This is a genomic window from Sinanaerobacter chloroacetimidivorans (genome assembly GCF_018128545.1).
In the GTDB taxonomy this organism is placed as follows: domain Bacteria; phylum Bacillota; class Clostridia; order Peptostreptococcales; family Anaerovoracaceae; genus Sinanaerobacter; species Sinanaerobacter chloroacetimidivorans.
In genome coordinates this window covers 25,363-47,071 of the sequence record NZ_JAGSND010000007.1, presented here as the reverse complement: position 1 = coordinate 47,071, position 21,709 = coordinate 25,363, and the positions used below count along the sequence as shown (strand labels likewise).

22 protein-coding genes are annotated in these 21,709 nt (G+C 43.2%); 2 read left to right on the top strand and 20 right to left on the bottom strand.

The window, feature by feature from the left end:
- Window positions 1–14: 14 nt before the first annotated feature.
- The 7 genes from KCX82_RS11445 to KCX82_RS11415 all read right to left on the bottom strand — a co-directional run bounded on the left by KCX82_RS11445 (window position 15) and on the right by KCX82_RS11415 (window position 6,360).
- Window positions 15–1,391 (bottom strand): sensor histidine kinase, encoded by a 1,377-nt coding sequence (locus KCX82_RS11445; protein ID WP_227018604.1) that lies wholly within the window; start codon window positions 1,389–1,391, stop codon window positions 15–17.
- Window positions 1,388–2,080, bottom strand: a complete 693-nt coding sequence (locus KCX82_RS11440; RefSeq protein ID WP_465250652.1) for a response regulator transcription factor — start codon at window positions 2,078–2,080, stop codon at window positions 1,388–1,390. The genes KCX82_RS11445 and KCX82_RS11440 overlap by 4 nt, the downstream gene beginning before the upstream one ends.
- Before the next feature lie 116 nt (window positions 2,081–2,196).
- Window positions 2,197–2,904 carry a thrombospondin type 3 repeat-containing protein gene (locus KCX82_RS11435; protein ID WP_227018602.1) on the bottom strand — a complete coding sequence of 236 codons (708 nt, stop codon included), beginning with the start codon at window positions 2,902–2,904 and terminating at the stop codon, window positions 2,197–2,199.
- 20 nt (window positions 2,905–2,924) lie between these two features.
- Window positions 2,925–3,890, bottom strand: coding sequence for an ABC transporter permease (locus KCX82_RS11430; RefSeq protein ID WP_227018601.1), 966 nt, complete (start codon window positions 3,888–3,890; stop codon window positions 2,925–2,927).
- 6 nt (window positions 3,891–3,896) lie between these two features.
- On the bottom strand, window positions 3,897–4,718 hold the full coding sequence (locus KCX82_RS11425; protein ID WP_227018600.1) for a COG1470 family protein: 822 nt from the start codon (window positions 4,716–4,718) through the stop codon (window positions 3,897–3,899).
- A complete protein-coding gene (locus tag KCX82_RS11420) occupies window positions 4,715–5,641 on the bottom strand; it encodes an ABC transporter permease (RefSeq protein WP_227018599.1) in 927 nt (308 codons plus the stop codon). Before KCX82_RS11420 ends, KCX82_RS11425 begins: the two co-directional genes overlap by 4 nt.
- On the bottom strand, window positions 5,638–6,360 hold the full coding sequence (locus tag KCX82_RS11415) for an ABC transporter ATP-binding protein (protein WP_227018598.1): 723 nt from the start codon (window positions 6,358–6,360) through the stop codon (window positions 5,638–5,640). Before KCX82_RS11415 ends, KCX82_RS11420 begins: the two co-directional genes overlap by 4 nt.
- A gap of 228 nt (window positions 6,361–6,588) precedes the next feature.
- Here KCX82_RS11415 and KCX82_RS11410 point away from each other — a divergent pair, with 228 nt between their 5' ends.
- Window positions 6,589–7,851 (top strand): purple acid phosphatase family protein, encoded by a 1,263-nt coding sequence (locus KCX82_RS11410; protein WP_227018597.1) that lies wholly within the window; start codon window positions 6,589–6,591, stop codon window positions 7,849–7,851.
- Window positions 7,852–7,930: 79 nt separating this feature from the next.
- Here KCX82_RS11410 and KCX82_RS11405 read toward each other — a convergent pair whose 3' ends face one another.
- Complete coding sequence (locus KCX82_RS11405) at window positions 7,931–8,140, bottom strand: hypothetical protein (RefSeq protein WP_227018596.1); 210 nt, start codon at window positions 8,138–8,140, stop codon at window positions 7,931–7,933.
- A gap of 120 nt (window positions 8,141–8,260) precedes the next feature.
- Between KCX82_RS11405 and KCX82_RS11400 the strand changes: the two genes are divergently transcribed.
- Window positions 8,261–8,458 (top strand): hypothetical protein, encoded by a 198-nt coding sequence (locus tag KCX82_RS11400; protein ID WP_227018595.1) that lies wholly within the window; start codon window positions 8,261–8,263, stop codon window positions 8,456–8,458.
- 26 nt (window positions 8,459–8,484) lie between these two features.
- On the opposite strand, the gene KCX82_RS11395 is transcribed toward KCX82_RS11400, so the two are convergent.
- The 12 genes from KCX82_RS11395 to KCX82_RS11340 form a co-directional block, all read right to left on the bottom strand.
- The gene (locus tag KCX82_RS11395) at window positions 8,485–9,687 is read right to left on the bottom strand and encodes a COG4705 family protein (RefSeq protein ID WP_227018594.1); all 1,203 of its coding nucleotides are present in this window, start codon (window positions 9,685–9,687) and stop codon (window positions 8,485–8,487) included.
- Window positions 9,688–9,716: 29 nt separating this feature from the next.
- Window positions 9,717–10,448 carry an ABC transporter permease gene (locus KCX82_RS11390; RefSeq protein ID WP_227018786.1) on the bottom strand — a complete coding sequence of 244 codons (732 nt, stop codon included), beginning with the start codon at window positions 10,446–10,448 and terminating at the stop codon, window positions 9,717–9,719.
- Window positions 10,449–10,450: 2 nt separating this feature from the next.
- On the bottom strand, window positions 10,451–11,176 hold the full coding sequence (locus tag KCX82_RS11385) for an ABC transporter ATP-binding protein (protein WP_227018593.1): 726 nt from the start codon (window positions 11,174–11,176) through the stop codon (window positions 10,451–10,453).
- Between the two features lie 61 nt (window positions 11,177–11,237).
- Window positions 11,238–12,119 carry a hypothetical protein gene (locus tag KCX82_RS11380; RefSeq protein WP_227018592.1) on the bottom strand — a complete coding sequence of 294 codons (882 nt, stop codon included), beginning with the start codon at window positions 12,117–12,119 and terminating at the stop codon, window positions 11,238–11,240.
- Between the two features lie 103 nt (window positions 12,120–12,222).
- Complete coding sequence (locus KCX82_RS11375) at window positions 12,223–12,918, bottom strand: response regulator transcription factor (protein ID WP_227018591.1); 696 nt, start codon at window positions 12,916–12,918, stop codon at window positions 12,223–12,225.
- Window positions 12,915–14,381 carry a sensor histidine kinase gene (locus KCX82_RS11370; protein ID WP_227018590.1) on the bottom strand — a complete coding sequence of 489 codons (1,467 nt, stop codon included), beginning with the start codon at window positions 14,379–14,381 and terminating at the stop codon, window positions 12,915–12,917. Before KCX82_RS11370 ends, KCX82_RS11375 begins: the two co-directional genes overlap by 4 nt.
- Before the next feature lie 52 nt (window positions 14,382–14,433).
- Window positions 14,434–15,216, bottom strand: a complete 783-nt coding sequence (locus KCX82_RS11365) for an undecaprenyl-diphosphate phosphatase (RefSeq protein ID WP_227018589.1) — start codon at window positions 15,214–15,216, stop codon at window positions 14,434–14,436.
- Window positions 15,213–15,848 carry a VTT domain-containing protein gene (locus KCX82_RS11360; protein WP_227018588.1) on the bottom strand — a complete coding sequence of 212 codons (636 nt, stop codon included), beginning with the start codon at window positions 15,846–15,848 and terminating at the stop codon, window positions 15,213–15,215. The genes KCX82_RS11365 and KCX82_RS11360 overlap by 4 nt, the downstream gene beginning before the upstream one ends.
- 25 nt (window positions 15,849–15,873) lie before the next feature.
- Window positions 15,874–17,475: a putative polysaccharide biosynthesis protein gene (locus tag KCX82_RS11355; protein WP_227018587.1), complete on the bottom strand. Its 1,602-nt coding sequence runs from the start codon at window positions 17,473–17,475 to the stop codon at window positions 15,874–15,876.
- Between the two features lie 113 nt (window positions 17,476–17,588).
- Window positions 17,589–18,521, bottom strand: coding sequence for a glycosyltransferase family 2 protein (locus KCX82_RS11350; RefSeq protein WP_227018586.1), 933 nt, complete (start codon window positions 18,519–18,521; stop codon window positions 17,589–17,591).
- Between the two features lie 5 nt (window positions 18,522–18,526).
- Window positions 18,527–21,112 (bottom strand): YfhO family protein, encoded by a 2,586-nt coding sequence (locus KCX82_RS11345; RefSeq protein WP_227018585.1) that lies wholly within the window; start codon window positions 21,110–21,112, stop codon window positions 18,527–18,529.
- Window positions 21,099–21,518, bottom strand: coding sequence for a GtrA family protein (locus KCX82_RS11340; RefSeq protein WP_227018584.1), 420 nt, complete (start codon window positions 21,516–21,518; stop codon window positions 21,099–21,101). The genes KCX82_RS11345 and KCX82_RS11340 overlap by 14 nt, the downstream gene beginning before the upstream one ends.
- Between the last annotated feature and the right edge of the window lie 191 nt (window positions 21,519–21,709).

Genomic DNA, 21,709 nt, shown 5'->3' with positions numbered 1-21,709 from the left:
ATTGACTGAAAAAATCATGAGAGATGATTATCTGATCCAACAGGCAGTTCTATGACAATTTTAGTTCCATCGCCCGGCTTACTTTCCGCGTGTATCGTTCCCTGATGAACATCAACGATCCATTTTACGATAGACAGTCCGAGGCCGGCGCCTCCTATTGATCGAGATCTCGCTTTGTCCGCCCTGTAGAAGCGGTCAAATATATGAGGAAGATCCGCTTCAGGGATTCCAATACCGTTATCTGAAACAGAAATAGCTGCATTCCTTCCAGTTATCCTGTAATCGATGTCAATTATTCCATTGTCGGAAGAGTATTTGATACTGTTGTCCACAATAGCTCTGATCATTTGTTTAATCAGGCGGCGATCACCTTCTATTTTTACTTCTCTGTCATTGTCCCCCGTAACAAAAATAGAATGCTTTTCATCAACAAATCCAGTTTCTTTCACTATCTCATCGACCAAGTCATTTAGCGAAAATCTGGCTTTTTCCAAATGGTAGATCTCATTATCACATTTGGAGAGAAAAAGCAGCGTATCCAGCAGGCTGGTCATATTTGACAATTCAACTTTCACTGATTCTATGCCCTCCGCCAGAACGGCCTTGTCGTCCTTGCCCCACCGGTCAAGGATGTCAATGTATCCTTTGATGACGGCCAGTGGAGTGGCCAGTTCATGAGAAGCATCCAATGTAAATCGGTTTTGCTTATCATAAGCAATTTGGATTCTGGAAATGAATTCGTTAAAGGTATCAGAAAGACGCTTTAGTTCGTCGTCCGGGCCGTTGATCTCGATTCTTGTGCCAAGATTGCTCGCACCGATCTTTTTTGCCTGATTTGTTATCTTATCGATTGGGCTTAATGCGTTTCTGCTGACGATATATCCTACTATTATTGAAAGAATCAAACTTACTGCATCAATCATAAGCATAATGCCGGAAAGCGCATGGAGATAGTTTTGTTCATTGTCCATATCCTTTATGATCTGGACGCCGACTTTTTCTCCGTCCTGCAAGGTAAAAGTGTCGTTCAAATACATGATTTTGGTTTCGCCTGATTTGGAAACCACAGTTTTATTGTCTGGATTGAGCGGCAGATCATATTTTTCGCCGGAGTTATAGATCACCCTGTCATGGTATATCAGATTGATATCCACATTATTGATCATCTTTGAAATGTTTTTTATATCGATATTTGGAATATTCTCCAGGGTTTTTACTTCATTAATGATCGCTTGATTTACAAGCCCAAGCTGCTCTTCTGATGTTTGGTTGATATAATAATTGATACTGATCAGTGTTGCGGCATTCACAAGGGCGATCGCAACAAAAAAAAGCAGCGCATAAATCATCGTCAGCCTATGTGAGATCTTACTCAATTTAAACTGTTTCATCTTTCCGTTTGCTCCTTCATTGTATAGCCAACACCCCTGACCGTATGGATCAGTTTCACATCATAGGGGTAATCGATTTTGTTTCTTAAATATCGGATATATACATCCAGTACGTTGTCGTCCCCGACAAAATCATAGCCCCAAACATGTTCAAGGATCTGATCTCGCGTTAAAACACGCCCCTTATTGGTAAATAAGTATTCCAGAAGATCATATTCCGTCTTTGTAAGATCGATCGGATCCCCATGCTTGATCACCTCTCTGGTCTTGACATTCAGGCTCAGGTCCGCCAGCTCCAGGAGCTTCATTTCATCAGTCCTGGCGTTTCCCCTTCTGATACCGGCTCTGATCCTTGCCAACAGCTCCTCCATTTCAAACGGCTTTGTTACATAATCATCCGCACCAAGGTCCAATCCGATCACCTTATCGGTAATATCTCTTCTGGCTGTCAGCATAATGATCGGAACATTTGATACTTTGCGTATTTTTCTGCAAACCTCCAGACCACTGATTTCCGGCAGCATCAAGTCAAGCAAAATCACTCCGTATTGGCCGCTTTGAAATTTATCCAGCCCGTCCTTGCCGTCCAGCGCAACGTCATACGTATAGCCTTCATGCTTGAACTCCAGCTCCAGAATCCTTACGATTGCTTTATCGTCTTCAATGATCAAGATATCTTTGTTCCTCAAATTCATCAACTCCTTGGTAAGGGAATTAGAGCATGCACGCTCTAATTCCCAGTTTCAACTCCAGTAATGATCTAATCACTTATATCTTATACCCGCTGATATAAAATTCAATTGTTTTAATCCGCCACTTCAGCGGTTCCCTTCGACTTTTCTACCGTGAATCCCATCGGCTTGAAGCCTGCGGCATGAAGCTGGATGTCAAAGGTCAATCCATTTGAGGACGTCCCGTAAAGGCCGTTCATATTTCCGTAGTAATGCCCCGCTTCCGACACCTGGTTATCGAAGTGAATGGTCTTTGTCTCACCGGCTGCAAGTGTTAATCCTCCCAGCGTCTGGTAATAGGATTCCTGCGTATTGTTGGCCTTATCCGTTATTGTATAGTAGATATCAAAGTTTGCCAAGTCTGTCTTGCCTGTGTTTGTCATCGTGATTTCGAGATGATCGGCTGTGGCGTTGTCCTCCACCCTTGCATCCTTGATCGTTACCTCGAGCGGAGCAGTGCTTGTTTCCTTGATCAGATTCTCTGTATTTACCGGATCTTTATCAACCTTATCGTTTACCCCGTCACCATCCGTATCTGCGATATAAGGATTCGTGCCGTATGTTTTCTCGACATCGTTCGGTATGCCGTCCCCGTCTGTATCCGTTGAGCCGCCGCCTGTATTATTCGTCACTGCAGGCTGGGTACTGTTTGTGTTTGATCCGGAATCTGCCGTTTGATTTGAGCCGGAACCGCATCCCACTAGGCCGAGACTCATAACGGATAGGATCAGAAGTACCGTTACCACGGTCTTCACGGTTATGTTTGTTTTTAAATTTTTCATTGTGTTTTCCTCCATTTTTATTAGTTTGTTTGATATATATTTTCACGCTTTAAAAAAGCAATATAGGATAACAGCCATAGGCCCACGCTTGGAATAATCAATCCCAGAAAATCGATCCACTTCAGCCCGACTACTTCCCACGGTGTATTTGCCTCAAATCCGGGCTTGACATTCAGCAGAGCAAAGCTGATTCGTTCATAATGCTTTGTCGGTGATATTTCCTCAATTCCGTTTCTCACAGTTTCATAGAATTTGAATTGCTGGAGCACCTGATGTTCCTGATCTCTGGTCATTCCCATTGAGCTGAAGAAACCGCCCGGGATCTGGTTATCCATATCCATGGTGTCTCCGATCTGCGGGAATACGAAGGACAGAACCAGCCATACGATCACAGTGATAAGCAATGCGCGACTTCCTTTCGATGAGATTGTGGCAACTCCCATGCTTAAAACCATGAAAAAGGCCATGTAGAGAAACGACATCAGGAAGAACAGCAGAAGCCGGACAACATCATTTGACGAAAGTGTAACACCGCTGATGGCCGCCAAAGAAACAAAGGTTATCGCTCCGGTCACAACTGTTATCCCTGCCAGAACGATCAAATTCCCGAGCAGCTTTCCATTCATAAAGGTATCCCTGAAAACGCTTCTTGTTAAAATCAGTCTTAAGGTTCCATTCCTGTGTTCTTTTGAAATTGCCGTATTGCCCAGTACGATCGCCATCAACGCGCCTACCATTCCGATATAGTTAACAAATCCCTTTGACGCCGAGATCGGATTCAGATTCGGCGCCGGCGGCAGCTCTGCTTTTCCGAGAGATTTCAGGAAGCTGATCGAGTTGTTGTAATTGTCCACTGAAATTTTTACCTGATAGGAGCCGAGCACGATCGAGACAATTGTCAGGACGAGCAGCATCACCAATATAGCTAAGAAAAGCTTGTTTCTGAAAATATCCTTGATTTCTTTTTTTGCGATTTCAATCATCATTTTCCATTACCTCCTTCCGTGTCTTTTAAACTGAACTGCAGTAAATACTGCAATCACAAGCAGTGCGCCGATCATCCAATATGCGATATTGGAGCTGGTTTTGACCGTGACCGGGATACTGATCTGATCGCTTTTGGTTTCATTGCTCGTTGCAGCAAACTTTGCCGTAAAATTACCTGCAGTCTGCGAACTTGGGACATCGATATTCATCTTCAGCGTTCCGGTTTCACCAGGCTTTAAATTGATACCCGTGTCTGAACTCTGCCCGGCGATCCATTTGTATGGAAGCTCCGGCTCCAACTTCACAGAACTTAATTCTTTTGTACCGTTATTTGTTACTGAAAAAGTTACTTCTGTCGATTTGCCGCTGAGCGTATCAATTTTATTCAGCATATTGCTTATGGAAAGTGCGTAATCCTTGTTGACCGCGACGGTCAGATTCACAGAACTTTCTTTACCGTCATCCCTGATTGTTGTAACCGTGAGTTGATCCGTATCAGCAGAAGGAGTCCCCTTCATACTGATATTCAAATCAATTTCAGCGTTCGTTCCCGGCTGGACCTCTATCGCTTTGGCGGGAGCTCCTCCGGAGGCAAAATACAGCTCATAGTTATTCGTCATTCCCCCGGCCGTCACATTATAGCTATGCGTTCCCGAATCATTATTCTGAATGAAAAGCGGTACCGATGTGGTTTTACCCGGAGAAAGCGTACATCCCGAGGAAAGAGTCGTATTGCCGGGTTCTGCGGCAAACACGAAAGACATCGACGTAGCAAGAAGTATGACTGTCATGTTTAGAACCAGAAGTATTTTTTTAAATCTTTTCATATGACTTCCTCCTTTTGCGCTGCTTTGAATGACAACAGCAGCAGGATCAACCCCGGCACCAGGATCTCAGCGACCGCACCGATCTGTTTCTGCAGGATACTCACGAGCCCTGCATTTGCCGTATCCGGCACGACCTGAAGCAGATCTTTCCCGATGTTTTGAAATTGCGCCGCGGGCGAAAAGAATTCGATCGTTTTTGATACTACGGTATCCGAAGGAACTTGTGTCACAGTCTGAGCTGTCGCGCTGAGCGCATAAGCAAAGCTTCTCTGGCTGTCAGCGAGCTGCGGCAGCACAAAGGATATCGTGATCCATATGATCATCATCAACAGGAATCCAAATGCGCTGTCATTCGTTTTGATCGATACATAAACAGTTGCAATATAAAAGAGCATCAGATACGTAAAGGCAATGATGAAAAATACCAGCAGCCTTGCCATCTCGCTGCCATTGGGGATCACTCCGGATATTGCGGCAAACAGGGCGATATTGAAGATCAGAATGATGCCGAGCAGTAATCCGATCACGGCCCCGCCTCCAATAAGCTTCCCAGTCACAATTTGGTCTCTAAATACCGGTCTGACCGCGATCAGCTTCAGCATTCCGTTGGCTCTTTCGCCGCTGAAGGTTTCAAATCCAAGGAAGATCGCTACTACTGCGCCGATCATGCTGACATAGCTGATGATATTGCTCAATACGGATAAGGGGAAAATCTCCGGCGGCGCCGGGAAGCTTGCGGCACCCTGGGACTTCAGCAACTGCACGATATCCTGATATGCCTGCATTTCTGCATTCTTCGTGCTTGATCCGATATATACCGAAATCACAGACAACGCCACAAACAGACCTGTTATGATCAGGAATATATTGTCTCTGAAAGCTGCTTTCACTTCCTTGCCTGCCAGTGTCAGAACGCCGTTCATTTTTTCGCCCCCTCTATCTTAAAGTAGATTTCCTCAAGGGATTTCTCACCCGGGAATTCCTTCTCAATGTTCTTCAGTGAGTCTGCTGCCAGAAGCCTGCCGTTGCTTATAATGCCGATATCCGTGCAAAGCTTTGTCACCTCTGACAGCAGGTGTGTGTTCATGAAAATCGTGGTTCCCCATTCTGTATTGAGTTTTGAAAGAATATCTCTCATTGCCTTTGTTCCCTGTGGATCAAGTCCGGAAGTCGGCTCATCCAGGAAAAGGATTTTCGGTTTATGCAGGATCGCCTGAGCGATACCGATCCTCTGCCTCATTCCTTTAGAATAGGTTTTGATCTTCTTGTTTTTCCACTCTGTAAAATCAAGCAGTTCCAGTATCTCTTCGATTCTTGGCTCGATATCCCTGATCCCTGATAGTCTGCCGAAAAATCTGAGATTTTCTACGGCAGTCAAATCCCCGTACAAGGAGACGTTCTCAGGAAGATATCCAAGCATATTTCTGACTTTAAGGTTGTCCTTAACTACATCGCAGCCGCCGATATATGCTTTTCCCGATGTAGGGAGGATCAGTGTCGTGAGCATCGATATCGTCGTTGTCTTTCCTGCCCCGTTGTGTCCGAGGAATCCAAATATCGAGCCCTCCTTCACCTCTAAAGATAAGTTCTCTACTGCTGTAAAGTCATCGTATTTTTTCCCTAGGTTTTCTGTTACCAGCATTTTCACACCTCATTTCAAAGTTTGTATTCTAAATTTCTTTTTCCTTGACTGTTCTTTACAATAATGATAATAAAGGTGAAATCTGAGATTCCAATAAACTCAATCTGAAAATTTTCTCAGATTACGGGGAATAAATAAAAAAGATAAATAAAGTCGCGCCGATAAGATTTACAAGCATTGGGTTTCGGTATATCATTTTTAGATTAGAAGTTTAGAGAGGTTGGCAAAATGAAAAAGCTGAGAAGATTGACGGGTTTTCTCCTAATAATACTTTTAATATCTGCTGCGACTGTCAGCATTGATATACTTCCCGCCACCACAAAATTCCCAATATCAACAGCTTCGCAAAGCACATCGATCAGTGTCGTGAATAATTTTGGCGAAGATCCGCAAACAGAGCGGAATTTCACCTGGGAAACATCTTCGGAAATGAATACTGGGTTTATTGAATACTGTCCAAAAAACGAATTTAAAAGCTTTACCGGGGAGAATATCCTGATTTCCACTGCGAAAAGCTACGAATCCAGTAAAGGCGCAGGCACTAGGACAATTCATAAGGCATCATTGAAAAATCTTAAGCCGGGGACCGTATATGTGTACCGGGTGGGAAACGGTACAGATTTAATCAGTACACAGGGAACGTTCAAAACTGCTGAGAAAAAACCAAATCAGTTCACGTTTGTGCAAATCACAGACACGCAGGGCGCCAACAGCAAGGATTACGCTGTTTGGGAACATACTTTGGACATTGCTCTGAAAGCATTTCCGGATGCAAGGTTTTTGCTGCATACGGGAGATATGGTTGACAACGGGGAGGAAATAGCGCAATGGGATCTTTTCACCGGGGCTGTTAAATCCGAATTGATGAATCTTCCGATCGAACCAGCCGTTGGTAATCATGAAGCGATTAACCGGAACGGGACAAACCCTGATGAGAAAAATTATATTGACAGCTTCGATCTTCCTGCCGCCATGGGTACCGGTGCTCCCGCAGGTACGGTATATTCCTTCGATTATGGCTATGCACATATTGCCATATTAAATACCGAATGCAGCAGCGACAATCTGAAAAAGGAAGGCAACTGGCTGAAAGCGGATATGCAAAGATCAGACAAGCCGTGGAAAATCGTTGCGTTGCACAGAGGACCTTATGGCGCGACTTATGACTCCGCCGAAGTGAGGGATGCTCTGACACCATATTTTGATGAAGCTGGAATTGATCTGGTTCTTCAAGGTCATGACCATAATTATGTCAGAACATATCCTATGTATAATAAGGCAAAAGCAACTGCCGGAAACGGAACCGTCTATATCACTGCAAACTCCGGCGGAGTGAAGTTCTATCCGGGGAAATTGCGTTCCTGGCAGGCCGTTGATTTACAGCCTTACACACAGATGTTCGTTGCGGTTACTGTTAACAAAAACACTTTAAAGATACAGGCTTATGATGTTAATAACACGTTAAACGATGCTATAACTTTGAATCAGTAAAGTAACAGTTTTTAAAGAACACAGAAATAGAGCACCGATATTATCTGGAGCTCTATGTATGCTTAGCTTAAAATAAATTCTAGCCGATAACTATATTTTTTGTTTTTTCCTCATCTCTTGTTTTTATTAATTCTTTGTGTGCCGCCACAGTCAATAACAGACTTCCTACAGCCACAATAAAATTTCCGTAAACATTTAACTCATCGATATCCTTGTCATCAGAAATTACAAATGTTAGCAACATTCCGATAATTACAAGCTTAAAAGGACTTACCTTTGCCAAATCCACATTAACCACCGCCCACAGTATTATATGACGTTTAACTGAATTATGGCATTCCTTTAATATCGGAACTATTTTCATTAAATCTCATATTATATTAGGAAATTACATAAAAGAGGTGTTCTTATGAACCTAGATGAAGTGAATAATCGCGCTTACAGAATTGCAATGTTGATCGCTGCTTATTCAAACGATAAAGATGAGATTAATCAGCTGGCAGTAATGTTTAAGTTACTTGGGAATGCTTTAACAGAAAAAGCGGTTTTACAGACACAGCTGAATAGTGATGATCTGACCGACTGCCAAAAAAAGCACCAGATTTGAAATCCGGCGCTTTGGCAAATTTTCCGCTATTTATTTGCTTCAGTTAAAACTACAAGTGAATTATTTAATACCGATTTGCATTTGCTGGCATCCGGATTTTGTGATCGGACTGCCAACAATACCTCGTCAAGGGTTCCGTCAATTTTCGTCCAAGTCGTTTTATCGATACTTTTTAATTGCGCCGCTGAATTGTCCCAGCCATGTTCCAGATCATCTGCTCCGGTTTTCGCTGATGCAAAGTCGTTTGAGTTAACTGAGTTGAGCATATCAGTTTCTATGTTAATGAAATCTGTCAATTGACCTTGTAATGTGGCCGAGGCAGCTTCCTGCGCAATACTGTTGCTGCACCATACATAATCACCTACTCCCACAGACAGAAAAATAACCAATACTGCAACGGTCTGCGCTAATACGACCTTATGGCTCAATTTCGTGTGCTTCAATACCGCTGAGTCTGCATTTGATACGGTATCACATTTTGTAACGGCAAGATATACAACAATCGCGAGTATGGCCGCAAGGAAGATAACGCTGGTAATGGTAGCTCCTAAGCCCAATCCCCCATATTTAGGTGACTGTGACAGATAATCTCCAAGGGATGCTCCAAGCGGCCGTGTAAAAATGTATGCAACCCAGAATGCTAATACAGAATCTAGCTTCAGGAATTTATGCGCCAGATATACTAAACCAATGATAGCGGCAACGATGATACCCGTACGGAGATACCCAAGACCGAGCTCTTCGGAATACAAGTCGCCGACCGCTGTCCCGAGGGCGAAGGTGAAGAGAATCGTCAGCCAATAGAAGGCTTCTCTTTTTCTTGTGAAAATCGAGTGAATCGAGAGCGTCTTTTCACTGAAATACCAAAGGAGGAACGTAAGTCCCAGCAACGCGCTGAAAACGATTGTACTGTACTCAAGAGGCACACCGAGACCGTCAGTCAGGTTATCAGTCACTAGCGTTCCGAATACGCTAATCAGCACGACTGTGAGCCAGTAAGTTCCGGGGACATACTTGTTCGATCTGAACTGGAGATACAATACCGCGAAAAATGCGATCCCCATAATAACGGTAGTAAGGATCAAGCCCAATCCAAGGTTTACATTTATGAAATCAGAAAAGGTTTCTCCGACCGTCGTACATAAAACTTTGATGATCCAGAAGAAAACAGTTACTTCCGGCACTTTACTCAGGATAATTTGTGATTTGTTTTGTTCCGCTATGTTCATATAATTTTATTCTTTCATTTCAATTCTTTTTAATACTCTTTTTTCTCGAAAGCCCAAGCGCCGGCCGCATAGAAAATCAATGTATATGCAGCAAGTAACGATGTTGCGCTTAAAATGTGTGTGATCGGCATAGCCGCTCCGATAAACAGTTTGTACCAGCCGGTATATGAGGTAAAGACAATCGGTGAAATGCCTGACATCAAAATACCCACACCTGTGATGGCAATATATCCGAATACCGAGAGCATAACGGTGCTGGAGCTGTTCCTGCACAGCTGCGATATCATGACTGCAAATAGCACGTATGGAAGCATAGGAATGATCGATACAGTATACGATATGACCGCTTCTATGACCGACATTAAGCTGGTGCCGTTGACCAGCACGCTCCAAGCAGAACTAATTATCAGACACAACAACAGCGCCAGCATAACGTACAACACGATCGTCAATATTTTAGACGTATAGATATTGATTCGGCTTACAGGTCTTGTAATTATAGCCTTGACCGAACCATTTTCCTGCTCTGCCGTAAACAAATCAGCCGCCGCTAAAGAAATGATAAGCGGAAGTAGAAATCCTGTTATTACGGGTAAAACGGCAAGCGGTGTATTCGAAAGTGACAGTCCAATGAAACCCTTCGCTAAATGCCCTGCCAAACCGGTGCCGATGCAGAAAAGACTGAGCAGAACAAGCAACGCCTTATATTTTTTTAAATACAGCAGTTTTACAAACTCGTTTCTGACTCCAGCATAGATCATATTCACTGTGCCACCTCCTTTTCGCTTCTAATCGTTTGCAAAAAGAAGTTTTCAAGATTTCCGCCTTGTGTCATTGCTTCTTCCATCGTGGCTGTTGCCAGAAGACTTCCATCTTTCATGACAGCGATCTTGTTACAGATCATTTCCAGTTCATGCGCCAAATGGCTCGAAATCAGAAATGTTATGCCGTTATTTTTAGCCTGCTTCAGTATTATTTCACGAATGTCGACCATTCCTTCAATGTCCAGGCCGTTTGCCGGTTCATCCAATATGACCAGCTTCGGGTTTGACAATAAGGCCAGCCCCAGCCCCAGCCTCTGCTTCATCCCTAAAGAGAACTCCCTGACCTTATCGTTCTGATAATCGAGCAGCCCGGTTTGCTTTAAAATATCTTCTATTCTCGGTGCTTTGATATTAGGGTAATATGCAGCCGCTATTTCAAGATTTCTCCTAGCGCTTAAATATTCAAAAACAGCAGGGGCTTCGATCAGGCAGCCCACCTGCTCCATGGAATTTTCTCCGCCGTCTTTCACAGCCTTTCCGAGTATCTGAACATCGCCCTTGTCGGCTCTCGACAGGCCCGTAATAATTTTCATGGTAGTGGTTTTCCCGGAACCGTTCGGCCCGAGCAGTCCATAAATATCACCTTCATTTACCTCAAATGAAACATCTTTGATCCCCCGTCCATTCCGATATATCTTGGTGACATTATCTATTTTTAAAACCATGACTGTATCCCTCCTGATAATAGAAGGTGGCCGAAACCACCTTCTAAAACTTTTTTACTTCTCAGTCTTCGTGATGTTCATTCCGACTGATTGTTGTGACGTTTTTTCCTGTCGTGTCGATCGTATCGATTTTGGTGTTTCCAACATTTGAAATATCGCCCTTGATCATTATCGACAGTTCATGGGTACTTCCGCTTGCATCGGTACCGGTAATTACAACGGTTGCCACATTATTCTTGAGCAAGTTGCCGTCGACGGTTGCGGTCATTGAAACCGATTTTACATCGGTGTTACTGAGTTTTGGTATCCGATCCATCAATGTCTTGAGGGATGCTTGATCCGCACTGTCTCCATTATGCTCTTTCTCAATCCGTCCGTTGTTTTCAGCTGCTGCAGAAACCGCAAGCTTTGCGAGTTCTGGAATTTGCGAGCCCTCAAGATTCAGGCTAACGGTCTGCCCGTTCTTTACGAACTGATTTTTAACATCGCCGGCTAATGTGTCGGCTAGCATTTCGGCGAGCTTCACTGTGCTGCTTGACGCAGTGAGTTTGTCATTTTCTTTCTGGTCGGCATTCTGTTTTTCATTGTCCTTCTGCATTACGTAATACTGGTCATCTACGCTTCTTATAAAAGCGCCAGTTGACTCATCCTTGCTCGTTGCAAAGGTTTTTGTCACTCCATCTGCCGTAAGGGTTGTTTTTGAAGAACTGTTCTCGTTGTCAAGTTTTACGTTGCTGTTTCCTGACAGAATGACTGATCCGTTGTCTTTTACCTCAAATTGCGCATCGACAGTTGCATTTTGTGCTAGAATCGTGGATTCCACCGCATTCTTATAACTCTCATACCCCGAGCCTGAAGCTGCAAATGCCGTAACGCTCATCGTCAGAAGCAAACAGCCCGCTACAGCCGTAGCTGCGATTGTTTTTAATCTCTTTTTATTCATTGCATACTCCTTTCTTTTGATAGTCTGTTAACAGCCTTCTTTATCATAGTTGAAGTGAATAACATCCCAATAACGTCGGGATAAAAAAAAGATAAATTAATTCTTAAACTTTAAATCTATATCCGGCGCCCCATACGGTCTCGATATAGCTGGGTTTGCTGCTGTCCTTCTCGATCTTCTCCCGCAGCCGGTTAATATGGACAATAACGGTAGCCATATCGCCCATCGCATCCATCCCCCATATGCGATCAAATAAGCGTTCTTTCGTAAACACGATGTTGGGGTTGGTTGCTAAAAAGAGAAGAAGCTCAAATTCTTTATTCGTAAGCTTAATTTCCTCATCGTCAAGAAAAACGCGCCAGGCTTCCGGCTGGATCTTTAATTTTCCGATTATGATTTCCTGCTGCTTTGGCATCGGTCTGTCAGCAGAAATAAGCCTTTCATACCGGGATATATGGGAATTCACTCTTGCAACAAGTTCTGCAGGATCAAACGGTTTCACAATAAAGTCGTCAGCACCCAGTCCAAGCCCTCTGATTTTATCGATGGATTCTTTTTTGGCCGATACCATAAGGATCGGAATCTCTTTCTCTTTTCTGATTTCCCTGCACAGCTCAAACCCGTCGACTTTCGGCAGCATTAAGTCAAGCAGAATCAGATCGTAATCGTTATTGCAGGCAAGGTAAAGCCCTGCATCCCCCTCTGCAGCGATTTCGACTTCATAACCGTCGATCTCAAGATAGTCTCTTTCCAGTTCAGCGATAATGTTATCATCTTCAATAATTAAAATGCGCTTCATTCTTTTTCCCCCTTTGAAATCGGCAAATTTATTATGACTTTAAACCCCTTTTTATTTTCCGCTCTGATCGTTCCGTTATGGGCTTTGATGATCCGGTCCGCAATCGAAAGGCCCAGTCCGCTGCTTCCTTTTGAATTGGTTCTTGACGAGTCCCCGCGGTAGAAGCTTTTGAACAGATTCGGAATGATTTCTTCGGGAACACCGTCCCCGTCATCACTGATTTCGATCATCACTTCATATTCATTAGAATTCACCTCGAAATTAACATTGCAAACAGTTGCGGGCTTATATTTTGCACTGTTGTCCAAAATATTGATAAATACGCGGTTCATTTGATCATAATCAATTTTAAGCGGAACACCCGAAGGACAGTTATTGCAATAGGATATTTTTAATCCCTTCGTTTCATAATCATCCTTAAAACGATCAATCTGCTTATCCATGTATTCTTTACAATCCACCTCGTCGAAATAGAAAGGCAGATGCCCCGTATCAAGCTTTGAAAACAGGAACAGGTTGTCTACCAGCACATCCATCTCACACGCCTTGCTATAGATAATGCCATGGTACTGCTCCTGTTTTTCAGGAGTATTAGCGACACCGTCTATCAGTCCTTTCACATATCCTTTAATTGCGGTCAACGGCGTTCTCAAGTCATGGGATATCCCGGCAACGATTTCCTTGCGGTCTTCTTCGTATTTCAGCTGCGATTGAATCGACTGATGGAGCCTTCGCCTCATCTCATCAAAGTTGGATATTGCCTGCCCGAATTCGTCTTTGCCATTATAGTTAATTTCAAAATCAAGATTGCCGTTTTTTATTTGTTCGGCTCCATAATTCAGCAGATCCAGAGGTCCTGTTATTTTTTTTGAAAGCCTCACGGAGACGATCGCATTCGTTAATGCGATTATAATAATAGACAGAATAAAGAGGATCAGGACATATGCGCCGACGACCGCCATCTGTTTGAGCCAGTCTACCCGGCTGATTTTGTACTCCGGATCAAACGCGGTGACCGCAATCGTATTCTGGTTTTTGGTTATACTGTCACGGATCAGTAAACGGGAACCCGTCTGAATGACAACCGGGTTGGGCAGAGTCGTCCCGGTGCTTATTTCATCAGCTTGCAGTTTAATTTCATTCGAATAATTTGATGCGATTACTTTACCATTCTGAGTAATTTCGCAATAAAATCCCCCGTCCTTCAGGTGCTCCAGAATATCAGACAGATCCCGTTTATCATAATCCGAATTTTCCTGTGAATACTGAAGGCGGTTCAGATATTCTTCAACCGAGTGCTGTGCCCAGACTGATTTGTCGCCACCGTCCTCCATCAGATCATGTGGCAGATCATAAAGATGCATATAAGACAGATACAGAAGACCGGATGCGACAACGATCAGCACAACCGGGATTACGATCATAACAATATTTGAAATGATTATTCTTTTTCTGATTAACAATTTTTCAGCCTCCCCCTACTTATTAGTGTAGCCTCAGCCGTACGGAATTGTATTAACGAATAAGGGACAACGCAATTACAAGCAAGCCGAACATAAAGCGGTATACCGTAAAGATGAAGAAACTCTTTGTTCGAAGATAATTAAGCAGAAATCGAATACTGAGGAGCCCGACGACAGCAGCGGTCAAAACAGCAGCTGCAAAAGGCAACGCGTCAATGTTCACACCAGATAGATCCTTTGCATGATACAGCGCGTCGCCAAGTATGATGGGGGTTGACAGCAGAAATGTAAACTTTGCGATGCTTTCACGATCGATGCCTGCTGCACGGCCGACCGACATCGTAATTCCGGACCGTGAAACACCCGGAATAATTGCGAGCACCTGCGCAATTCCAACGAGCAGGCTGCGATTCAATCCGATTTTTTCCAGATGAATGTCGCTCTTTCCTGCCTTGTCGCACAGATACAGAATAATACCCATTATGATAAGGAGGATGCCGACCAAAAGCGGGTTGGAAAAGACGCTCATATACTTGTCCAGAACAACACCGGCAAGCGCTCCGGGTATCGTGGCAAGCACCAGATTCCAGAACAGCCTCCCTTCTTCTGTCTTAGGCTTAGTTAAGCCGGCCGTAACAAGCCTGATCCAATCCTTGAAGAAAAATGTTATAACAGCGATTGCCGTCCCGAAATGAAGCGCCACATCAAAGACGTTTCCGGGATCGGGCCAGCCGAAAATCCAGGGCATCAACTTCAAATGCGCTGTGCTGGAAATCGGCAAAAATTCAGTTATGCCTTGGACAATACCATATACGATTGCTTGGAAAACACTCATGATTTCCTCTCCTTTTTACTGGTTATATATTTAATGAGTATCGGCAGTACAGAGATAAAAATAATTGCTAGAATGACGATACTGAAGTTGCTTTTAATAAACGGCATATTTCCGAAATAGAATCCGGTCAGCGAAAACAAAGCTACCCAGACAAGTCCCCCGAAAATATTATAAAATACAAATTTTTGATATCTCATTTTACTTATCCCTGCGACAAACGGGACAAAGGTTCGAATGATCGGCACAAAGCGTCCCAGGAATATCGCTGCTCCGCCATATCTGGCATAAAACAAACTCGCTTCCTCCATATGCCTTTCTTTGATAAACCGGCCACCGATTTTGGTCACCAACATTGTCCCATAGCGTTTTCCCAAAATATAATTTACCGTATCTCCTAAAATCGAAGCCGCGGCAAAAACGGCCAACACGAGAAAAATATTGACCTGTCCAATTGCAGCTAAAGCACCGCAGGTAAAGATGATCGAGTCACCTGGTAGAAATGGAGTAACCACAAGACCGGTCTCACAAAAAACCACAGCGAATAATATGGCATAGATGAGATAGCCATAGCTTCCCGCTATTGTATTAAGGTACTGATCCATATTCAATAAAAAATCAATTACGTTGTTCATGTTCCGTCATCCTTAGTTAGCATTGTTAAATCAGTTTCATCTTCTGCAGCAGCCCGATCAAATTTTCACCTTTTGGAAGGAGTTTTATTTCGTTTGCGGCGATTGATTTTGTCTTGAGCAACATGATCACATAAACGCCTCCTCCGACCAGGATGGATAATGCCGTTGCCAAGCTGTTGCCGATAACCGGCTTAAGGGAATAATAGACGACCAGTACAAAAACCGTCATCACGATTCCGGATATGAGCGGTCTCACTACAGACAGCTTCAGATCATACTTCGTCCCGGTAGTCGCTTTCACAAGTCCAAAATTCATGATACCCACAACGATCAATCCTGCGACGGTTGCGATTGCCGCTCCCTGAACGTTCAAGGCTCGGATTCCGGTCAGCACATAGGTGAGAACGGCATTTACCAGAACTCCGGTTCCGAGAGACACCACAGCAACATACGGCCTTCCGAGTCCCTGCAGTATCCCCACCATGGTTTGTGCGAGGGAGAGGAAAATGATACCCGTGGACAGTATGAAAAGACAAGGAGCCGCGTTCGCTGCACTGTCAGCCTGCATCGGATAGAAGAGCTGCATGATCGGTCCCGCCAGGGACATTAAACCGAATGTACACGGAATCCCGATGATCATAGCAGTCCTGAAGCCAAGCCTTATATTAGTATCTAAAAAATCTTGATCCTTTACACTGTTCGCAGCCGCGATCGCCGGAACCAGGCTTAATGCAACACTCAAGGCCATAGCCATCGGGATATTGATCACAGGTCCGGCCATCCCAGAAAGCTGACCGTACAGCGCATTCGCCTGCTGGTGAGTAAATCCAGCATACTGAAGTCGTCTCATGATGATCGTGACATCCACAAGGTTCATGATGGGCATAATCGATACGCCAACCGTGACCGGTACTGCAACCGATGCAAGTTTAGCGAGAATGCTGCCCGCGCTTTCCATCGGTTCATGCCGACTGCTTCGCAGCTTCTCGTGCAACCCTTCTCTGCGGCGGTAATATATTATAATCAGAATGATCACGCCGGCAATCGGGCCGACACTGGTTCCGATCGTCGCTCCCGCCGCGGCATAAGTCAGCCCTTTGTCAAGAAGAAGGACTGCGAAGGTCAGCCCTGCGACTACCCGGATAGCTTGCTCCGTCAGCTGGGATACGGCGGTAGGTCCCATTGACTGATGCCCTTGAAAATATCCCCTGTAAACGGACATCAGTGGGACAAACAGCAAGGCCGGAGATATCGCAATCATCGCGTAATATGCGCCGGGATTGCCAAGAGCAGTAACAATCTGCTTCGCGCCGTAAAAGAAGACCAAAAACGCCAATACTCCGATCACGAGCATCAGAATGAACGACAATCTAAAGACTCGATGGGCCTCCTTCAGCTTCCCAAGTGCGAGCCGCTCTGATACCATCTTTGAAATTGCTGTCGGAGCTCCGTTCGTCGAGAAAATCAGAAGCAACACGTAGATGGGATAGACGGTCTGATAGTAGCCCATCCCCTGATCTCCTATGATATTGGCAAGTGGTATTCTAAAAATCGCTCCCATAACCTGAACCAGAATACCGGCAATTCCTAATATCGCTGCGCCTCTCACGAATGACTTCTTATTCATCGATCCTCCACAATCATCTCTACCATTTCTATAAATTAGTATAAAATCTAAAAATAAAATTTATAGAAGATGCAAATAAACAAAAGATAAATTTTTATTTGGCTCCCGGATGCTTAAAAATTATATGTGTCTTTAATATGGTAAATTGGATTTCCTTTACACTCCTGTTGGATATCACCCAGGTAAATGCCCAGAATACCTAAGAAGAAAAACATGAGTGAAAATATAAATAAAAACATCAGCATGGCGAAATCAAGTATCATGGCACCATTTCCGATAATCAGATCTTTTATCGTAATCATTCCAGCAATGCCAGCCAAAAAGAAACAGAAAGCAGCCAGATAAAATCCCAGCCGAAGCGGCTTGTCTGAAAAATTTGTAATAGCAACGATGGCAAGATTCAATAAAGCCTTAAAATTGTATTTACTTGTTCCAGCGTATCGTTCATTTGGAATGTATTCCAGCGATATAGACCGAAAACCCATACTTTGGATAAACCCTCTGATGTATCTTTTGCGCTCTCTGTAACTCTCTTTGAGAATATCTGCCACGGTCCGTGAAATGCCAAAAAAATCTGATGAGCTTTCGACAAATTGTATTCGTGAAATTTTATTGAGAAATTTATAATACAGTTTTGTCATATACTGCCTTACTGCCCCCCGTATTTTATTGTTGCTGTACACCATATTGACAACTTCGTTGCCATCCAGATAGGCCTGGTACATTCGGATGACTTCTGCAGGCGGCTTTTCAAGATCTGCATCAATACAGACAACAAAATCACCTGTAGAATTATCGATTCCTGCAACCATCGCAGCTTCATGGCCAAAATTCCGTGAGAAATTAATAACCTTCACCGTAGGTTGGTCTTTTGCGAGATCTGCCAGGATACTCTGGCTGAAATCACTGCTTCCATCGTTTACATAGATTAATTCATGATCCACGTTCATTCCATCCAATACCTTTGTCATTTCGCTGTGGAAGTGCCGCAAGACCTCCTGTTCGTTATATACTGATACTATAATTGATAATTTTTTATTTTCCATGGTATTTACCTCGTCACTGATATACCGGAAATCCCTGTTTTCCGGTCTCTTCGGTCAGTATTCTTTTTCTGGTCCGTGTAAACGGCAAAACCGAAGATCAAAAATCCTATAATACTGGCAATCGCACCGTCAGAAAACCCCGGGGAGACATAGTGAAATACGATCCGATGGGCGCCTTTTGTAATCGGAAATCCGACGAAGGCCGTATTTACTTTCTCAAATGAAACAGCCTTTCCGTCTACGGCAACCTCAAAATTCTTATCATAAGGAATCGTGGTTATAAACCAACCGTCTTCTGCCGCGTTTACCGATCCTGAGATGACGTCGCCCTTCGTACCGATCGACGAAACCACAAACGGGCTGTCCTTTCTGATGTTTAAGGCGATGGCACTCAAGGTATAGCTTCGAACGTTTGAAAACTCATATTCACCTGTACTGAATGTCACCGGCAACGCAGTTTCTCTTTTCTTAACGGAGACTGCGTAGTGGAAGACCGTATTTTTGTTGTAGTATACATGGTCTTCCGCGCTTAACCTGTTCTGCTCATTCTGTATTTTCATGCTGATATCCTGAAGCGGAGACAGGTTTTTCACGTTCATTTCCAGAAAGAGTATTTCGTCTTCCGGTGCGGGCTGCTGCAGACGGATGGTTTGATTTGTTTCTTCTTCAGCTTTTACCCGATAAATTTTGCCTTTGGATGTGAGTGAGCAATTGCTTCCCTTTACTTGCGGAAAAATTACCTCTGACGGCTTAATTTCCGATTTGAAGTGTGACATCCCGGTGGAAATTTTCGCATCAGGAGAATTTTCGTCGACTGCGGCATTGTGCAGAAGCAGTTCCTGTCTGTAAGGGAATTCATATTTATATAGAAGTTTCTCCGGAATCAAATCATTTGTTACATAACCTAGCGGGAAAACATTTTCGTTGCGGTAGATTTTTATGTTTCCCTTTTCCTTGAACAATTCATAGTCAACAGGCGCGTAATTTGAGCGGACATATTTCACTCCCATGAAGGTCAGAAATAACGGATTCTGGGAAGCAGGCTGCATCAGGTAGTTGCGGTATGGTCGCTCCAACTGAAAGACCTCGCTTCGGAAGTCAAAGTAATCCTTTTGATAGGAGGAGGAATAAAAGGATGTCAGGTATTGACTTCCAGTATAGATCCGGTTAAGATTAGCGTCCTTGTTTAGCAGGGAATCCAAACGATAATACGCCGGGTCCTCACGGTTCACTTCCTTTAACGCCACTTTGATATCTGGATTGAAAATTTCCCGGTAGATATTCCCGCTAACCAGCTTCCCTGGATTCTGAATCACAAAATTGGTAATCAGTAACATGACGATCACTGGAATGATAAAAAGCTTGATTGAAGGATGTTTTCGGTATATGAAATACAGTAAAAGCATTATCAGTGCGTCTGCAAATACTACGATCCAATATATTGTCTGTTCTATACTAAATATAGTTAAAATGACCGTACCCAGAAAGGCTAAAAATATTCTCTTACTAAACAGTCTGTCCTTTGATTCGAGCTTTTGAAAAAGTATTGCAATCAAATAACAAACTATCGGTAAAAAAGGTATCAGCGCTTTGTCTTCGACATAGAGTCCGCCGTTTAACAAAAACAGAAAAATTGGCAATACGGTGATTAAGAACATTCCAACTGCAAGAATCTGCTCATTTCTTTTTTTGTAAAACAGTCCCGCAATCAAGCCGGTGATTACGATGGAGGGCAAACCGATCCCATATGGGGAGTAAGCATATCTCAAAAGTCTAAACTGCGGTATCAGTATGGCAGAAAGGGTTACTGCCATCTGGCCATCTCTGTGGCTTTCAAGGAGCGAGGCGAAGGTTGGGATCAGCAGGATCCCTGCCATCAGGACTGCCACCAAAATAGGGACAGTAAACCATGCTCCGTTCCTTAACAAGTCTCTGATTTTGAGTTTCTCATTTCCCGTCAGATAGACCGAAAGCCAATATAAACATAGTGCAAGCAACCCGCTGACACTGAAGTAAAAGCTGCTCATAATCATAAGGAACACGCTGATGATCAGCAAATCTTTTTTCTTTGTGGTGGCATACCGGTCAACACCAATGAGGGCCATACATAAAAAAGGCATGTAGTTTATAAATATGATCTGCTTGTACGTTTGATAGAGCATCGGTGAAGCAAGCAGAAAAATCATGCTTACCGAAATATTGATAAATTCTGAGAACCCTTTTGATTTAAGCCACTTGTAAAACAGCAGACAGGCCGTCGCAAGACTGATGAGGCTGGTTGCCATGATATAATTTGGCATTTTTACAAACGGAAACAGATAGGACAACAGAACCACCGGACTCAAAAATCCATAATAAGAAAAATTGTAAAGGTTCTGCCCTGCCCCTAAGTTTGCTGAGTAGTTCGGAAACAGGTCTCCGGTTTCATAAAACAATGTCCTGAAATAGTCCGGGAAAACGGTATGCTGGCTTATCCAGTCCGTATTGGATCCGAGAAATCCATTTCTGGCTATATAAATTCCTATTGTTAATATTATAAAAAAGGTTAGGATTGCCTGACCTTTATCCTTGAACCGGCTAATTTGAAACACTTCCCTTTTTAAACACTATATATTTACTGAAGATGAAGTTGAATACGATCACTATCACCTGCATCATTAATTTACCGTAGATATCTGAAAACAGCAGAACTTCAACTGCAAACCATACTCCAAAAATTTCAACAGCCATTGAAATTAAACGCATACTTAAAAACAAGAAGAATTCTTTTGATATGTGCTTGCTGCTTTTGCTTTTAGACTCAAAAACCATCACTTTGTTTACTACAAAGGCGAATAAGATCGCTATGCTGATGGAAATAAAATTGGACAGAAATAAAGGAAGTACGAGGACTTCCCGCAGCAAGTAAAACAGTACCACATTAACCGCAGTGGTACAAACCCCGAAAAAAATATATCGAATCAACTGGTTTTCTATTATCTTCTTTAAAATCTTCATAAAATTTGCAGCTTCCTAATTTTGTGATATTTGTTTGATTAAACATTTTTAAGGTTATATAAATTTAACTTTAATATATTTTTAGGCATTTTTATCTTACCCACCATACACTCAATAAACAATAAAAAACAGATTAAAAATAAATGAAAAATAAATGAAAACCGATACTTTTTATGGCAGATTTAGTATAT

What these genes read in the sequence shown, in the direction of transcription:
- KCX82_RS11385 (WP_227018593.1), bottom strand. Translation starts at nt 11,176, where the DNA reads ATGGTTTTAAAAATAGATAATGTCACCAAGATATATCGGAATGGACGG.
- KCX82_RS11350 (WP_227018586.1), bottom strand. Translation starts at nt 18,521, where the DNA reads ATGGAAAATAAAAAATTATCAATTATAGTATCAGTATATAACGAACAG.
- KCX82_RS11415 (WP_227018598.1), bottom strand. Translation starts at nt 6,360, where the DNA reads ATGCTGGTAACAGAAAACCTAGGGAAAAAATACGATGACTTTACAGCA.
- KCX82_RS11430 (WP_227018601.1), bottom strand. Translation starts at nt 3,890, where the DNA reads ATGATGATTGAAATCGCAAAAAAAGAAATCAAGGATATTTTCAGAAAC.
- KCX82_RS11375 (WP_227018591.1), bottom strand. Translation starts at nt 12,918, where the DNA reads ATGAAGCGCATTTTAATTATTGAAGATGATAACATTATCGCTGAACTG.
- KCX82_RS11420 (WP_227018599.1), bottom strand. Translation starts at nt 5,641, where the DNA reads ATGAACGGCGTTCTGACACTGGCAGGCAAGGAAGTGAAAGCAGCTTTC.
- KCX82_RS11390 (WP_227018786.1), bottom strand. Translation starts at nt 10,448, where the DNA reads ATGATCTATGCTGGAGTCAGAAACGAGTTTGTAAAACTGCTGTATTTA.
- KCX82_RS11395 (WP_227018594.1), bottom strand. Translation starts at nt 9,687, where the DNA reads ATGAACATAGCGGAACAAAACAAATCACAAATTATCCTGAGTAAAGTG.
- KCX82_RS11425 (WP_227018600.1), bottom strand. Translation starts at nt 4,718, where the DNA reads ATGAAAAGATTTAAAAAAATACTTCTGGTTCTAAACATGACAGTCATA.
- KCX82_RS11360 (WP_227018588.1), bottom strand. Translation starts at nt 15,848, where the DNA reads ATGAACAACGTAATTGATTTTTTATTGAATATGGATCAGTACCTTAAT.
- KCX82_RS11435 (WP_227018602.1), bottom strand. Translation starts at nt 2,904, where the DNA reads ATGAAAAATTTAAAAACAAACATAACCGTGAAGACCGTGGTAACGGTA.
- KCX82_RS11380 (WP_227018592.1), bottom strand. Translation starts at nt 12,119, where the DNA reads ATGAATAAAAAGAGATTAAAAACAATCGCAGCTACGGCTGTAGCGGGC.
- KCX82_RS11355 (WP_227018587.1), bottom strand. Translation starts at nt 17,475, where the DNA reads ATGAATAAGAAGTCATTCGTGAGAGGCGCAGCGATATTAGGAATTGCC.
- KCX82_RS11340 (WP_227018584.1), bottom strand. Translation starts at nt 21,518, where the DNA reads ATGAAGATTTTAAAGAAGATAATAGAAAACCAGTTGATTCGATATATT.
- KCX82_RS11445 (WP_227018604.1), bottom strand. Translation starts at nt 1,391, where the DNA reads ATGAAACAGTTTAAATTGAGTAAGATCTCACATAGGCTGACGATGATT.
- KCX82_RS11365 (WP_227018589.1), bottom strand. Translation starts at nt 15,216, where the DNA reads ATGAGTGTTTTCCAAGCAATCGTATATGGTATTGTCCAAGGCATAACT.
- KCX82_RS11400 (WP_227018595.1), top strand. Translation starts at nt 8,261, where the DNA reads ATGAACCTAGATGAAGTGAATAATCGCGCTTACAGAATTGCAATGTTG.
- KCX82_RS11410 (WP_227018597.1), top strand. Translation starts at nt 6,589, where the DNA reads ATGAAAAAGCTGAGAAGATTGACGGGTTTTCTCCTAATAATACTTTTA.